The organism is Acrocarpospora phusangensis (genome assembly GCF_016862995.1).
Lineage (GTDB): Bacteria > Actinomycetota > Actinomycetes > Streptosporangiales > Streptosporangiaceae > Acrocarpospora > Acrocarpospora phusangensis.
In genome coordinates, this window is record NZ_BOOA01000011.1 from 52,624 (window position 1) to 66,484 (window position 13,861).

Below are 13,861 nucleotides of genomic sequence, written 5' to 3' on the forward strand. Positions count from 1 at the left end.
AAGCGCCGCCCGCGTCCGGCGAAGGTGAAGCCAGAGGCCGACACGAGGGGGTTTCCGATGACGGTCACCATGGGCCGGGAGCTCTGGTGCCGCCCACTGGCTGAGAGTAACGTCGGCAGCGGTGCGCCGGGAAGCCTGGTCGGCAAAGGTCTGATGTGATGATCAGCTCAGCCCCGGAGGCCCAGATGACCGGTTCCCCGCGACAGCACCGGGCGGCGGAGACTGCGGGCAGGACCACTGGGCTTGCCTCTGCGGGAGAGCGGGACCTGATCCTGGCCCGCTCAGGAGCGGCAACGGTGGAGTACCGGATGCGCGGCGGCCGGCCCCACGGTTCCGGGACGGTCGTGGTGTTCCACGGCGGTCACATGCGGGCGCAGTTGGCCCTGGGCGAGGACGTCTTCACCGAGGCGGGGTTCAGGGTGCTGGTGCCCTCGCGTCCCGGCTACGGGCGCACTCCGCTGGTCCCGGGTTCCGCGGATGTCACGGTGGCGGATTTCACCGATGCCGTCGCCCGTCTGTGCCGGGATTGTGGCCTCGACCAGGTCGCCGCGGTGGTCGGCATCTCCGCCGGCGCACGTACGGCGCTGACCATGGCGGCCCGCCATCCGGGCCTGGTACGGCGGGTGATCCTGCTGAGCCCGGTCGGGTTCCTGCCCTGGCCCGACCGGCGCACCCGCCTGGGCGGGCGAATCGTGTTCCATCCCGGGATCGAAGCCCTCACCTGGGCCTTGGTGCGCACGACGATCCACTTCGCACCGGGGTCGGCCTTGCGGCTGCTCACCCGCGACCTGTCCCTGCTTCCCGTCGGCCAGGTGCTGGCGAGGCTGACCCCCGCCGACCGCACCACGCTGACCGGCCTGTACGCCTCCATGCGCTCGGGCCGTGGCTTCGCCGCCGACCTGCTCCCCCTGGCCGACTGCACCGCCCGCGTCGTCCAGCCCACCCTGATCGTCGCCACCCGAAACGACCGCGCGGTGCCCTTCGCCCACGCCCGGTCCCTGGCCGCGGCGATAACACGCTCCGAACTGGTCGAAAGCCGCGCGGATAGCCACCTGATCTGGTTCGGCTCCGACTACCCCGCCATCGCCGCGAAGATACGCGCGGTCCTGCTCACCGACCCGCAACGGGCCTCTGAATGATTGGACTTGGTGGAGCAAAGCCGGTCATCGAGGTCGACGGGGTCGTCAAGCGCTACCGCGACGTGACCGCGGTCGACGAGGTCAGCCTGCGGGTGGGCCCGGGCGAGATCTACGCCCTGCTCGGCCTCAACGGCGCCGGCAAGACGACACTGATCCGCATGCTGCTCGGCATGATCGCCCCCACCCGCGGATCCGTACGCGTCCTGGGCGCCGCCGTCTCCGCGGGCGACCGCTCAGCCTGGGCCCGGGTCGGCTCCCTCGTCGAAGCGCCCGCCGCCTACCCGGAGCTGACCGTACGGGAAAACCTCGAACTCGTGCGCCGACTGCGCCGGCTGCCGAGCGGGGCCGCCGACGTCATCGACCAGCTGGCCCTGACCCCCTATGCCGACCGCCGAGCCCGCACTTTATCGCTGGGCAACCTGCAACGGCTGGCCCTGGCCAAAGCCCTCATCCACCGCCCTGACCTGCTCATTCTCGATGAACCTGTGAACGGCCTGGACCCGGCGGGCGTCGTGGAGATCCGTACCCTACTGGCCGGCCTGGCCCAGCAGCACGGCACCACCGTGCTGCTCGCCAGCCACCTGCTGGCCGAGATCGCCCGCCTGGCCACCCGCATCGGAATCCTCCACCACGGCCGCCTGCGCGCGGAGCACCGGGCCGACGAGCTGGACCGGCAGCGGCACCGCCACCTCAGCCTGGCCACCCGCGACGACACCGCCGCCAGCCACGTGCTGCGCGCCCACGGCTACGATCCCCACCTCGATGGGACCGGGCTGCGGCTCGCTGACGAGCGGGCCCTCTCCTTACCCGAGCAGGTGGCCACCGTCCTGGTCCACGGCGGCGTGCCGCCGACGCGGCTCGTGACCGTGGAAGAGGACCTGGAAAGCTACTTCCTGCGCATCGTCGGAGCCGATCATGCGTGAAGCACTCTGGTCGGAACTGCTGAAGATCCGCCGCAGCCGCCTGCCCTGGCTCACCCTCCTGGCCTTCACCGTCGTCGCCGCGGTGTGCGGGCTGTTCATGTTCATCCTCGCCGACCCCGCCCGCGCCCGCGCGCTCGGCCTGCTCGGCGACAAGGCCCAGCTGTCCGGGGCCGATCCCGGCTGGCCCGGCTACCTGGCCCTGCTGGCCCAGGCCGTCGGCGTCGGCGGGCTCATCCTGTACGGAATCACCGCCATCTGGCTGTTCGGCCGCGAGTTCAGCGACCGCACCGCCACCGACCTGCTCGCCCTGCCCACCTCCCGCACCGCCATCGTGACGGCCAAGTTCGCCCTCGCCGCCTGCTGGGCCTTGCTGCTGGCCGTCTGGGTGTGCGTGCTCGGGCTGATCATCGGCGTGGCGCTCGGCCTGCCCGGCTGGACGACCCCCGCCATCGCGTACGGCCTGGGCCGGATTGTGATCACGGGTGCGCTGAGCAGTCTGCTGACGACTCCGCTGGCGCTGGCGGCCAGCCTCGGGCGCGGCTACCTACCGGCCGTGGGCGTCATGTTCGTCATCGTATTCTCGGCTCAGGTGATCGCCGCCCTCGGATTCGGTGCGTACTTCCCCTGGTCCGTCCCTGCCCTGTACGCCGGTCTGGCCGGTCCGGGCCAGGATCGGCCAGGACCGGTGGGGTTCGCCCTGGTGCTGGCCACCGCCGCGGCCGGCGCCCTGGCCACCACCACCTGGTGGCGCGTAGCCGATCACACCCGCTGACCCGCGTGCCCCGGTGCCGTCTGGCCCGGTGGCAGATCCATGCCAGGCCACTCCGGCACACGCGGCTCAGACAAAAGGGGGATGGCGTCAAGAACGCGTCAAGATACGCAGATTCGCGGCAGTAGCCCGATATCGTCTCGCCTCGGGTCCTGCACCCCAGCAGGTCAGGTGATACCGCCAGCCGGTCTCGTCCAGCCCCTTTTCCTCTTCCACCTTCCGGGACGGTGTTTTTGCCATGGCCTGGAGCAGATTACGGAGCCGATCGGCCGACCGCCGGCATGGAGATCGTGGAAATCGGTCCCCGCGTAAGCCCGGTCCGGCCGATGCCCGTGCGGGGCGGGGGCGGTGAGGCGCGCCAGCGTGGTCTCGGGCATCACCACCGTCATGACCATCGGTGCGTCCGCTCTGCTCCGGCATCCGGCGCGGGCGGTGGTGTCCGGCTTCGCCCTGGTGGTGGCCGCCGGGGCGGCCGGGCTCATGCTGCCGGCCGCCAGTGCTTCGACGGAACCGGTGAGCTTGGTGACGGCGCTGTTCACCGCCACCTCGGCGGTGTGCATCACCGGCCTGGTGGTGGTCGACACCGCCGCCCACTGGTCGGTCTTCGGAGAGATCCTGATCGCGGTGCTGATCCAGATCGGCGGCCTGGGCATCATGACCGTGGCCACCCTGCTCACCCTGATGGTCTCCCGGCGCATCGGACTGCGGGCACGGCTGTCGGCCCAGGCCGAGACCAAGACCGCGACCATGACCGGCCTCCCCCGCATCGTGCGCAACGTCCTGCTGTTCAGTCTGGTCTGCGAGTCCGCGGCGGCCCTCGTGCTGACGGGACGGTTCATGCTCGCCTACGACCAGCCGCCAGGGCGGGCGATCTACCTGGGCGTCTTCCACGCGATATCGGCCTTCAACAACGCCGGATTCGCGCTGTGGCCCGACAACCTGATGCGGTTCGTCACCGATCCGTGGATCTGCCTGACCATCGCCGCCGCGGTCATCGCCGGAGGACTCGGCTTCCCGGTGGCGTTCGAACTGCTACGCGGCTGGCGGCGGCCCCGGCACTGGACGATGCTGACCCGCATCACCGTCGTCGCCACGATCATCCTGCTGGCGGCCGGGACGCTGGTCTTCCTCGCGGCCGAGTGGCACAACCCCGCCACGCTCGGCCCGCTGCACGATCCGGGGAAGCTGCTGGCCGCCTTCTTCACCGCGGTGATGCCCCGTACCGCCGGCTTCAACAGCCTCGACATCGCCCAGATGCACCACTCAAGCTGGCTGGCCACCGACGTACTCATGTTCATCGGCGGCGGCAGCGCCGGAACCGCCGGCGGCATCAAGGTCACCACCCTCGGCATGCTGGCCTTCATCGCCTGGGCGCAGTTGCGCGGCGAACCGCAGGTCAACATCGGGCACCGCCGCCTGCCCGCCGCCACCCAGCGGCAGGCCGTCGTGCTGACCCTGCTCAGCGGCGGCCTGGTCACGACTGCGACCTACCTGCTCCTGGTGCTCACCCCGCACCGGCTCGACCAGGTGCTATTCGAGGCCGTCTCCGCCTTCGCCACGGTGGGCCTGTCCACCGGCATCACCGCCGACCTGCCTGCCACCGCGCACCTGCTGCTGGCGGCGCTCATGTTCGCCGGCCGGGTCGGCCCGCTCACCCTCGGCTCCGCCCTCGCCCTCAGGGAGCGTACGCGCCGCTACGAGCTCCCCGAGACCACGATGATCGTCGGCTGAATCATGCCAGCGGGAGTGGACCGGCCCACCTAGACCTCGATATGCGAACCCATGATGACCGTGCGGTCGCGGGGCAGGCCAAAATATTCGGCGGCGTCGGCGGTGATGTGGGAGGTGGCGATGAACAGCCGTTTCCGCCACGGGGCCATCGTCGGTGCGGTTCCGCGCCGGAGCTCGATCTTGGAGAGGAAATAGGACGCCTGGTCAAGCTGCGATCGCCCCTCGGCCTTGACCGGGTCGAGGGCGGCCAGCGCGCCCGGCACGTCGGGTGTCTCCATGTAGCCGAACCTGGCTGTGACGTGGATGATGCCGTCGTCGGCGTAGCCGAGGTCGTCGACGGTGATCCGCTCGCCGGCCGGAACGCGGGGCACGGGTTCGGTCTCGATCGACATGATGATGACGTTGTCGTGCCGGACGTGGTTGTGCTCGACATTGGCCCGCATGGCCAGCGGCGCGGTCTGCTTGCCGCGGTTGAGGAGAGCGCCTCGGCACCGGTGACCGCGAGCACGATGGCGGCCAGGGCGAAGAAGGCGATGCCGAAGTTCCCGGCCGGGAAGTTCATCGCGTAGGCCGGCGAAAGCGCTTTGCAGCAGGCCCGGTTCGTCGGCCTGGACCATGGCCGCGTCGATCATTCGTCTCGCGTCGGCCGCGGTGGTGAGCTTGGCCGTCAGCCGGGCCGCGACGAATTCGAGGGTGACGGCCAGACCGAACGAGCGCAGCGCGTGCTGCTCGCGGGTCCAGCCGAGGAAGGCGCGCATCCAGGGTTCGTCTTCGGCGAGCGCGCCGGCCAGCAGGGCGAGGCGGTCACCCGGCTCGTACGCCCCGGGCGTGACCAGGTCACGCGCCGCCAGCAGGAACAGTTCCTTCCATGCGGTGCCCACAGAGCTGGGGGCGAAGGGCTGAGATGTCGTCATCGGACCTTTCTCCATCGATGAGAAAGGCCCCCCGGATGAGGGAGCGGAAGGCAAGGTGAGTGTCCGCGCCGACAGGTATCGGCCGGCTTGTCATCGGCTCTGGTCGCGTCCGGGGGGCCGCGCACCGCGCTGTCGCGGGTGCGATATATCCGGGACGGTCTTGGCGGCCGTCTCCGGTGCTGTCCCCGTCAGGGAACGCGACATCGGGAATGCTAGGAGAGGACGTGCGACTTGCGCGTCATCTGCCCTCCCCCGACCGCTTGCCCGACTTGTGCGCCTTACTATTCCGGACCCCAGAATGCCGTGGCAAGTATTATTTACGACAACTACGCGCAATTTACGGCGACATCAAGAAAACAACAATGAGCGCCGTCAAAACGTATGAATTTCGTCATCGACCGCAGGCTTTGCGATACCGAGGACATGACCGACCTGGCAATAGGAGAAACGGCTCACGACGTCGATGCGGAAGCCCGATCGCTCAATGGTGGAGAGGGGGTCGCAGGCGGGACGGCAGCCGCCGGCCACGCGAGACCAGAGGGGCGTGACCAGGCGCTGCAGAGCGGCCCAGAGAGGGTTGCCGGAGCGGTGATGCTCGTAGAAGCGCAACTCTCCCCCCGGGCGCAAGACCCGCCTCGCCTCGGCGAGCGCCTCTTCCGGTCGTTGTGTGCTGCACAGGACGAGTGAGCAGACCACCGCGTCGCAGGAGCCGTCCGGCACCGGCAACCGGGCCAGGTCACCCTGGGCCACGTGGACGGGGATGGCCATTTCCGCGGCCGTGATTCCGGCGGCGGCCCGCAGGAAGGGGTCGGCCTCGACCAGGACGATCTCAGTCACCTCCGACGGATAGCAGAACAGCTTCACCCCGTCGCCGGCACCGATCTCCAGGACCCGCCCGCTCAGTCCGGCCAGCAACTGTCCGCGTTGTGAGGTGGGACGCAGTCGTGACCCGCGCCCGGTGCACACAGGCCGCGGATGGTGGAACTGTTCCATGCCCCTGCCAGGACCCGCATCCGTATCAGAAGGCCGCTCACTACGCTGGGGAAGGCGCACCGCCATTACTCCTCCTCAGGAACGCATATGCCGATAAATCCCACTCTCGGCGATGGCTCTGAGGAATAAGGCATTCGATACGAGAATCCGACGCGGGACGCTGGAATTCATACGGGTTCTTGACGGCGCGGCACTCCTGTCACAGTAGGTAGCGCAGCCACAGGTAGGGGGCGACCAGCGTGACGGTGACCGCCGTCACGATCAGGCCGTACTTGGTGAACTGCCAGAAGCCGATCGGAGTGCCGTTGCGGGCGGCGATGCCCAGGATGACCACGTTGGCCGCCGCGCCCACGGCAGTGGCGTTGCCGCCCAGGTCGGCGCCGAAGGCCAGCGCCCACCACTGCACCTGACCGCCGCCGGAGTTGACCAGTTCCGCCACGATGGGGCTCATGGTGGCCACGTAGGGAATGTTGTCCACGATGGCCGACAGCACGGCCGAGCCGCCCAGCAGGCCCATCGCGGTCAGGCCGGGGCGCCCGGCGGTGGCGTCCACCGCGGCCTGCGAGAGCTGCCCGATGACGCCGGTCTCCACCAACGCGCCGACCATGACGAACAGCGCTGCGAAGAACACCAGCGTGGGCCACTCCACCTCGGCCAGGGCCTGTTCGGTGGTAACCCGGGTGACGGCGACCAGGACACCGGCGCCCAGCAGCGCGACCACCGACGGCTCATACCCCAGGATCGGATGAAGCACGAACACGGCCGTCACCGCGGCGAGGACCGCCAGCCCCTGCCACAGCAGTTTCCGGTCGGCGATCGTCTCCCGTTCGTCCAGCGTCATGATCTCGCTCGCCCGGACGGAGTCGTAGCGCAGCCGGCGGCCCCACAGGAGCCAGCACAGCCCGATGAAGACCACCATCAGCAGGATCACCATCGGGGCCATGTGGACCAGGAAGTCGTTGAAGCTGAGATTGCCGCGGCTGGCGATGATGATGTTCGGCGGATCGCCCACCAGGGTGGCGGCTCCGCCGATGTTGGAGGCCAACGCCTCGCTGATCAGGAACGGCGCCACCGGCAGCGCCAGCCGGGCGCAGACCAGGAACGTAACCGGGGCGATCAGCAGTACCGTGGTGACGTTGTCCAGCAACGCCGAGGCGACCGCGGTGATGATCACCAGGAGGACCATGAGCCGGAACGGCCGCCCGCGAGCGCGTTTGGCCGCCCAGATCGCCAGGTACTCGAACAGGCCGGTTTCCTTCAGCACGCCCACGATGATCATCATGCCGAGCAGCAGGAACACGACGTTCCAGTCGACGCCGGTGTGCTCGGCGAAGAACGCCGCGCGCGCGTCGGTGGCGTGCAGGGCCAGCATGATCCCGGCGCCGCCCAGCGCGACCGCGACCCGGCTGATCTTCTCGGTGGCGATCAGCGCGTAGGCCGTGAGGAACACCGCGGTACTCGCCCATGCGAGTACGCTCACGAGCCGAGCATCCGGTCCAGCAGCGCCTGCAGGGTCACCGCGCCCACCAGCCGGCCGTGCTCGACGATCGCCACGAGCGGGCTGCGGGTACGGGCCATCAGCGCGGCGAGTTCCAGCGCCGTGGCGTCCGGGTCGGTGACCGGGAGCTCACGGCCCTGGCGGGGAAGCGCCTCGCGTACGGTCCGGCCGTGCAGGTCGTCGAACAGGGTGTCGGCGTGTGCCTCGTCCACCACCCGGGCCAGCGCCGGATCATCCTGGCAGTATCCCGGCACCGCCAGGCGCAGCACCTGGGTGCCGGGCAGGATGGCCACCGGCGCTCCGTCGGCGGCGACCACGATCAGACCGGGCAGATCCTGCTCGGCCAGCAGCCGGGCGGCATCGATGACGGGGGAATCCAGGCCCACGACGGGGGAGACAGCCAGCAGGTCTCGGGCGCGCATCCAGGGCACATCCTTCGCTTCACCAGAGGAAACAGAACATGCCGACCAGACTTCCCGGCGCACCTGGATCCCAGCATACCAATGATCAGCACGCCGGGATCGGCCGGTGACGTGGCTAGCCCAGGAGTCCGTCCGCCAGCGGGCCGAGGGCGAGGGCGGGCAGGAAGTTGAGCAGTGCCAGGATGAGCGCCCCGCCGGTGGCCAGGACCACGAAGTTGACGCCCTGGGTGCGCAGAGTGCCGGCCGTGGCCGCCACAGGCCGCTGCTGGACCAGCCGCCCGGCCAGCGCCAGGACGAACGCGATCGGCAGGTAGCGGCCGACGAGCATGCCCAGCGTCATGGTGAGGTTGTAGAACACGGTGTTGCCGTTCAGCCCGGCCATCGCGCTGCCGTTGCCGTTCACGTTGCTGGTGTAGGCGTACAGGATCTCGGTCAGGCCGTGCGCTCCCGCGTTGCCCATGGACGAGCGGCCGGCGGGCAGGGCGATGGCCAGCGCGGTCAGGCCCAGGATCATCGTGGGCGCCACCAGCGAGTAGAGCACCACGTATCGCATCTCGGCGAAGGCGATGCGCTTGCCCAGGAACTCCGGGGTGCGGCCGACCATCAGGCCGCCCAGGAAGACGGCCACCAGGACCACCATGAGCAGGCCGTACAGACCGGAGCCGGTGCCGCCGGGGGCGATCTCGCCCAGCATCATCGCGGCGAGCAGCACCCCGCCGCCCAGGCTGGCGAAGCTGTCGTAGGAGGAGTTGAGCGCGCCGTCCGCGCTGGCCGTCGCGGCCACGCCGAACAGCGTGCTCCCGGGGACGCCGATGCGGGTCTCGGTGCCCTCCAGCTGGCCGCCGACCGCCTGCGCCACGGTGCCGCCGGTGGTGGCGCTCTGCGCCAGGGTGCCCGCGGTCAGCAGCAGGGCAAACAGGATGCCGGCCACGACCAGCAGGGTCCAGCCCAGCTTCAGGTTGCCGGTCATGCGGCCGAAGGTACGGATGAACGCGGTCGGGACCAGCAGCATGATGAGGATCTGCAGGGCGTTGCTGAGCGCCGTGGGGTTCTCGAAGGGGTGGGCGCTGCTGGCGTTGAAGAAGCCGCCGCCGTCACCGGTCATCAGCTTGATCGGCTCCCAGGAGCCGACCGGGCCGCCGATGACGGTCTGCGTGCCGCCCGCGAGGGTGTTCACGGTCTGCGCGCCGTCCAGGTTCTGCTGTACGCCCATGGCGATCAGCGCCACCCCGAAGACGACCGCCAACGGCAGGAAGACCCGGAAGACACTACGGACCAGGTCCACCCAGAAATTGCCCAGCCCGAGGCCACCGCGCCGGGCCAGGCCGCGGGTGAGCGCAAGCGCCGCGCACATGCCGACGGCGCCGGAGGCGACGCCCTGCACGCCGAGGCCGGCCATGACCGCCAGGTGCCCGGTGGTGGACTCCCCCGCGTAGTTCTGCCAGCTGGTGTTGGTGGTGAAGCTGACCGCGGCGTGCAGCGCCAGCTCCCACGGCATGCCGCCGTGGCCGAGCGACCACGGCAGAATGCCCTGCGTGGTGAACAGCGCGAACAGCGCCGCGACGCCCACCGTGGAGAAGGCCACCAGCGCCAGCAGGTAGCGGCGCCAGTCCTGCTCGCGGTCGGGGTCGACGCCGCAGACCCGGTAGAGGGCGCGCTCGACCTTCAGGTGGCGCCCGCCGTCCAGGGCCTTGGCCATGTAGTCGCCGAGCGGGACATGCAGGATCAGCAGGAGCGACAGGATGGACAGCGCCTGGAACCAGCCGTACATGATCAGGCCTTCCCGTCGAGTGCGAGGTTGAGCTTCAGGACGTTCACGCCGGGTTCGCCGAGGAAGCCGAGGGCACGTCCTGTCGTGTTCCGGTCGATGAGCCGGCGCAGGTCGGCCGGGTTCAGACCGCGCTCCCTGGCGACACGCGGAGCCTGGAGCAGGGCGTACGCCACGGAGATGTGCGGGTCGAGGCCGCCGCCGCTGACGGTGACCGCGTCCCCCGGCACCATGACCTTCGTGACCTCACCCCGGATGGGGACGACCAGCGCCTTGGCGTAGTCCTCGCCCGGCGTGGCGCATTCCACTCTCACGCCTTCGTGGACGGCGACGAACGGGGCGGCCGGGCAGGCCTGGTTCAGGCTGACCACCCGGGTGGCCGCGCCGGTGAGCCCGTCCGCGCGGAAGACCCCGAGCACCGCTCCGACGCCGTCGCCCGTGCAGTACGGCCTGGCGCCGCTGACGCCCTCCCGCTCGCCGACCTCCTTGGAGCGGGCGCAGACCTGGGTGAGCAACGACTGCTTTCCCTCCCGCGAACCGTCTGGCGCGGGCAGCGTGTCGACGACGCTCTCGGCGCCGAGGTTGCCCGCCGCGGTCGCGCCCGGGTCGTAGCCGTCACCGGCGGCCGACGGGCGGCTCTGGAAGTACTCGCGGCGGCCCAGGAAGTCCTGGCCGATGAGCTCGCTGCCGTGCTCGCCCAGCCGGGAGCCGTCGGCCTGGTGGTTGAAGAGGGCTTGGGCGACTCCGGTCATCGCCAGCGGGTAGAGCAGGCCGACCGTGAGGGTGAGCACCAGCACCACCCGCAGGGCGGCCAGATGCTGGGCGACCCACTGGGGTACACGTATCATGATCCGATTCCTGGAATGAACTGGACGAGAAGGTCGATCGCCTTGATGGCCGCGAACGGGGTGATCACGCCGCCCAGGCCGTAGACCCACAGGTTGCGGGTGAGCAGGGTGGATGCGCTGGACGGCCGGTAACGCACGCCGCGCAGGGCCAGCGGGATCAGCGCGACGATGACGATCGCGTTGAAGATGACCGCGGACAGGATGGCCGAGAGCGGTGAGTTCAGCTGCATGATGTTGAGCTGCGCCAGCCCCGGGTAGATCCCGCCGAACATCGCCGGGAGGATCGCGAAATACTTGGCGATGTCGTTGGTGATCGAGAACGTGGTCAACGCGCCGCGGGTGATGAGCAGCTGTTTGCCGATCTCGACGATCTCCACGATCTTCGTGGGGTCGGAGTCGAGGTCGACCATGTTGCCCGCCTCTTTGGCGGCGCTCGTGCCGGTGTTCATCGCCACCCCGACGTCGGCCTGGGCGAGCGCGGGCGCGTCGTTGGTGCCGTCCCCGGTCATGGCGACCAGACGGCCACCCTCCTGCTCCCGCTTGATCAGCGCGAGCTTGTCCTCGGGCGTGGCCTCGGCCAGGAAGTCGTCCACCCCGGCCTCCTCGGCGATGGCCTTGGCGGTGACCGGATTGTCACCGGTGATCATCACCGTGCGGATGCCCATCCGGCGCATCTCGGCGAAGCGCGCCGGCAGGCCGGGCTTGACCACGTCCTTGAGCTGGATGACGCCCAGCACCCGGGTCTGATCGGCCACGGCGAGCGGGGTGCCGCCCGAGGTCGCGATCGCCTCGACGATCCCGTCGAGTTCGTCCGGGACGGCGCCGCCGTGTCCGCGCACCCAGGCGGAGACCGCGGCGACCGCGCCCTTGCGCAGGCTGCGGGAGCCGAGGTCCACCCCGGACATTCTGGTGGCGGCCGAGAACGGCACCCAGTCGCCGCCGACCTCGGCGCCGTGGGCCGTACCTGTCCTCTGCCGGGCCAGGGCCAGGATGGAGCGGCCCTCCGGGGTCTTGTCGGCCAGGCTGGCCAGCAGCGCGGCCTCGGCCAGGTCCTCGGCGCCGGTGCCGCCGACCGGGATGAAGGCGTGGGCCTGCCGATCCCCGAAGGTGATGGTCCCGGTCTTGTCCAGCAGCAGGGTGTGCACGTCGCCGGCGGCCTCCACGGCGCGGCCCGACATGGCCAGCACGTTGCGCTGCACCATGCGATCCATGCCGGCGATGCCGATGGCCGACAGCAGCGCGCCGATCGTGGTCGGGATGAGGCAGACCAGCAACGCGACCAGGACGATCCCGGCGATGCCCGTACCGGTGATCGCCAGGGTGTCGGGCGCGGCGGCCATCACCTCCTTGGAGTAGATCGCCATGGGCTGCAGGGTGACCGTGGTCACCAGGAAGATGAAGGTCAGCGCGACGAGGAGCAGGTTGAGGGCGAGTTCGTTGGGCGTCTTCTGGCGCTTCGCGCCCTCCACCAGGGCGATCATCCGGTCGAGGAAGCTCTCCCCCGGCTGCTGGGTGATCCGCACCACGATCCGGTCGGACAGCACCTGGGTGCCTCCGGTCACGGCGCACCGGTCGCCGCCGGACTCGCGGATGACGGGGGCCGACTCGCCGGTGATCGCCGACTCGTCGACACTGGCGACCCCCTCGATCACATCGCCGTCGCCCGGGATGATCTCTCCGGCCTCCACGGCGACCACATCGCCCTTGCGCAGCCGATCGGCGGGCACCGCCTCCCAGACGCGCTCCTCGCCCAGGCGTCGCGCCGTGGTCTGCCGCCGAGTACGCCGCAGCGTGTCGGCCTGGGCCTGCCCCCGGCTCTCGGCGATCGCCTCGGCCAGGTTGGCGAAGATCACCGTCAGCCAGAGCCAGGCGGTGATCAGCCAGCCGAAGCCGGACGGGGTGCGGATGGCCAGCCAGGTGGTCAGGACCGCGCCGATCTCAGTCACGAACATGACCGGGTTGCGCCACATCGTCCGGGGATCCAGCTTGCGCAATGCTTCGGGCAGCGCCTGCCAGAATTGCCGGGGGTCGAGCAGCCCGGCGGCGATCCGGCGGCGCTGCGGTGTTTCGGGATCGATGGAGCCCGGTCGCACGGGCGTCTCGACGGCCATCAGAACTTCTCCGGGAAGCGGATGGCCAGGATCAGGTAGCCGAGTAGTGCCACCGCGACCAACAGGCAGATAATATTTTCAACATTCACGATTTTCACCGAAGTTATTTCACAAGAATGACGTGCTACATGGAAAACCTTCGGGAAGATCGGTACAACCCCTCTTGACGCAATCTTCACGCCCAGGCGCCGGATCTCTACGCCCGGGCATGCGTACGCACCCAGTACGTGCCGACTGCCAGGTCAGGAGACAGCCAGTACGAGGAGGATGACCAGCGAGCCCGCAGTCGTGAGGAGAAAGCGCGTCACGACAAGCGGGCGGAACCAGCCGGGAAAGGCCGCCTCAGCCGCCCCCAGCAGCGCCTGGGTGTCGATGTCCAGCGTGCCGGACTTGTGGAGAGCTGCCTGTACGTACCGGCCGACGAAAACCTGGGCCGTGGTGATGAAGCCCCCGGCGATCAGCAGGATGGGCTGAAGGATCCAGGTCGGCAGCGGCTGACCGCCGAGGTTCAGCACGGCGGTCGCCGCCAGGCCCGCGGCGATCGCCACGGACACCATCACGCTGGCGGTGCTCGCGGTGAAGTCGAGACCGTGCTTGACCAGTACGGCGGGATCGTGACCTTGGCGCCGGATCTCGGTGTCGGCTGCGCGCTGGGCGGCGACGCCGTGGCGATGACCGACGAGCGGGACAGCCAGATAGGTCAGGGCCAGCAGAAACTGAAGGACGGCAACGGTAAGCACGGGCG

General features: G+C 69.7%; 13 protein-coding genes. 4 read left to right on the forward strand and 9 right to left on the reverse strand.

Features of this window, described 5'->3' with window-relative positions:
- The first annotated feature begins 296 nt into the window (after positions 1 to 296).
- From Aph01nite_RS09255 to Aph01nite_RS09270, 4 genes are all read left to right on the forward strand, one after another.
- Entirely contained in the window at positions 297 to 1,139 is an 843-nt protein-coding gene (locus Aph01nite_RS09255) for an alpha/beta fold hydrolase (RefSeq protein ID WP_204040366.1), read from the forward strand.
- A complete protein-coding gene (locus Aph01nite_RS09260; protein ID WP_204040367.1) occupies positions 1,136 to 2,062 on the forward strand; it encodes an ABC transporter ATP-binding protein in 927 nt (308 codons plus the stop codon). Before Aph01nite_RS09255 ends, Aph01nite_RS09260 begins: the two co-directional genes overlap by 4 nt.
- A complete protein-coding gene (locus Aph01nite_RS09265) occupies positions 2,055 to 2,834 on the forward strand; it encodes an ABC transporter permease (RefSeq protein WP_204040368.1) in 780 nt (259 codons plus the stop codon). The genes Aph01nite_RS09260 and Aph01nite_RS09265 overlap by 8 nt, the downstream gene beginning before the upstream one ends.
- A gap of 345 nt (positions 2,835 to 3,179) precedes the next feature.
- Positions 3,180 to 4,562 (forward strand): TrkH family potassium uptake protein, encoded by a 1,383-nt coding sequence (locus Aph01nite_RS09270; protein ID WP_444978684.1) that lies wholly within the window; start codon positions 3,180 to 3,182, stop codon positions 4,560 to 4,562.
- 29 nt (positions 4,563 to 4,591) lie between these two features.
- Here the strand turns inward: Aph01nite_RS09270 and Aph01nite_RS41245 are convergent, their stop codons facing one another.
- The 9 genes from Aph01nite_RS41245 to Aph01nite_RS09320 form a co-directional block, all read right to left on the reverse strand.
- A complete protein-coding gene (locus tag Aph01nite_RS41245) occupies positions 4,592 to 5,476 on the reverse strand; it encodes a KUP/HAK/KT family potassium transporter (protein ID WP_239161519.1) in 885 nt (294 codons plus the stop codon).
- A gap of 372 nt (positions 5,477 to 5,848) precedes the next feature.
- Positions 5,849 to 6,391 carry a class I SAM-dependent methyltransferase gene (locus tag Aph01nite_RS09285; RefSeq protein ID WP_239161520.1) on the reverse strand — a complete coding sequence of 181 codons (543 nt, stop codon included), beginning with the start codon at positions 6,389 to 6,391 and terminating at the stop codon, positions 5,849 to 5,851.
- A 277-nt stretch (positions 6,392 to 6,668) separates the two neighbouring features.
- Complete coding sequence (locus Aph01nite_RS09290) at positions 6,669 to 7,949, reverse strand: ArsB/NhaD family transporter (protein ID WP_204040370.1); 1,281 nt, start codon at positions 7,947 to 7,949, stop codon at positions 6,669 to 6,671.
- Positions 7,946 to 8,389 (reverse strand): CBS domain-containing protein, encoded by a 444-nt coding sequence (locus Aph01nite_RS09295; protein ID WP_204040371.1) that lies wholly within the window; start codon positions 8,387 to 8,389, stop codon positions 7,946 to 7,948. Before Aph01nite_RS09295 ends, Aph01nite_RS09290 begins: the two co-directional genes overlap by 4 nt.
- A gap of 115 nt (positions 8,390 to 8,504) precedes the next feature.
- Positions 8,505 to 10,160: a potassium-transporting ATPase subunit KdpA gene (kdpA, locus tag Aph01nite_RS09300; RefSeq protein WP_204040372.1), complete on the reverse strand. Its 1,656-nt coding sequence runs from the start codon at positions 10,158 to 10,160 to the stop codon at positions 8,505 to 8,507.
- 2 nt (positions 10,161 to 10,162) lie between these two features.
- Positions 10,163 to 11,005 carry a potassium-transporting ATPase subunit C gene (locus tag Aph01nite_RS09305; RefSeq protein ID WP_204040373.1) on the reverse strand — a complete coding sequence of 281 codons (843 nt, stop codon included), beginning with the start codon at positions 11,003 to 11,005 and terminating at the stop codon, positions 10,163 to 10,165.
- The gene (kdpB, locus tag Aph01nite_RS09310) at positions 11,002 to 13,116 is read right to left on the reverse strand and encodes a potassium-transporting ATPase subunit KdpB (protein WP_204040374.1); all 2,115 of its coding nucleotides are present in this window, start codon (positions 13,114 to 13,116) and stop codon (positions 11,002 to 11,004) included. Before kdpB ends, Aph01nite_RS09305 begins: the two co-directional genes overlap by 4 nt.
- Positions 13,116 to 13,214, reverse strand: a complete 99-nt coding sequence (gene kdpF, locus Aph01nite_RS09315; protein ID WP_204040375.1) for a K(+)-transporting ATPase subunit F — start codon at positions 13,212 to 13,214, stop codon at positions 13,116 to 13,118. The genes kdpB and kdpF overlap by 1 nt, the downstream gene beginning before the upstream one ends.
- A 144-nt stretch (positions 13,215 to 13,358) precedes the next feature.
- Positions 13,359 to 13,856, reverse strand: coding sequence for a hypothetical protein (locus tag Aph01nite_RS09320; RefSeq protein ID WP_204040376.1), 498 nt, complete (start codon positions 13,854 to 13,856; stop codon positions 13,359 to 13,361).
- Between the last annotated feature and the right edge of the window lie 5 nt (positions 13,857 to 13,861).

What these genes read in the sequence shown, in the direction of transcription:
- kdpA (WP_204040372.1), bottom strand. Translation starts at nt 10,160, where the DNA reads ATGTACGGCTGGTTCCAGGCGCTGTCCATCCTGTCGCTCCTGCTGATC.
- Aph01nite_RS41245 (WP_239161519.1), bottom strand. Translation starts at nt 5,476, where the DNA reads ATGACGACATCTCAGCCCTTCGCCCCCAGCTCTGTGGGCACCGCATGG.
- kdpB (WP_204040374.1), bottom strand. Translation starts at nt 13,116, where the DNA reads ATGGCCGTCGAGACGCCCGTGCGACCGGGCTCCATCGATCCCGAAACA.
- Aph01nite_RS09260 (WP_204040367.1), top strand. Translation starts at nt 1,136, where the DNA reads ATGATTGGACTTGGTGGAGCAAAGCCGGTCATCGAGGTCGACGGGGTC.
- Aph01nite_RS09295 (WP_204040371.1), bottom strand. Translation starts at nt 8,389, where the DNA reads ATGCGCGCCCGAGACCTGCTGGCTGTCTCCCCCGTCGTGGGCCTGGAT.
- Aph01nite_RS09265 (WP_204040368.1), top strand. Translation starts at nt 2,055, where the DNA reads ATGCGTGAAGCACTCTGGTCGGAACTGCTGAAGATCCGCCGCAGCCGC.
- Aph01nite_RS09305 (WP_204040373.1), bottom strand. Translation starts at nt 11,005, where the DNA reads ATGATACGTGTACCCCAGTGGGTCGCCCAGCATCTGGCCGCCCTGCGG.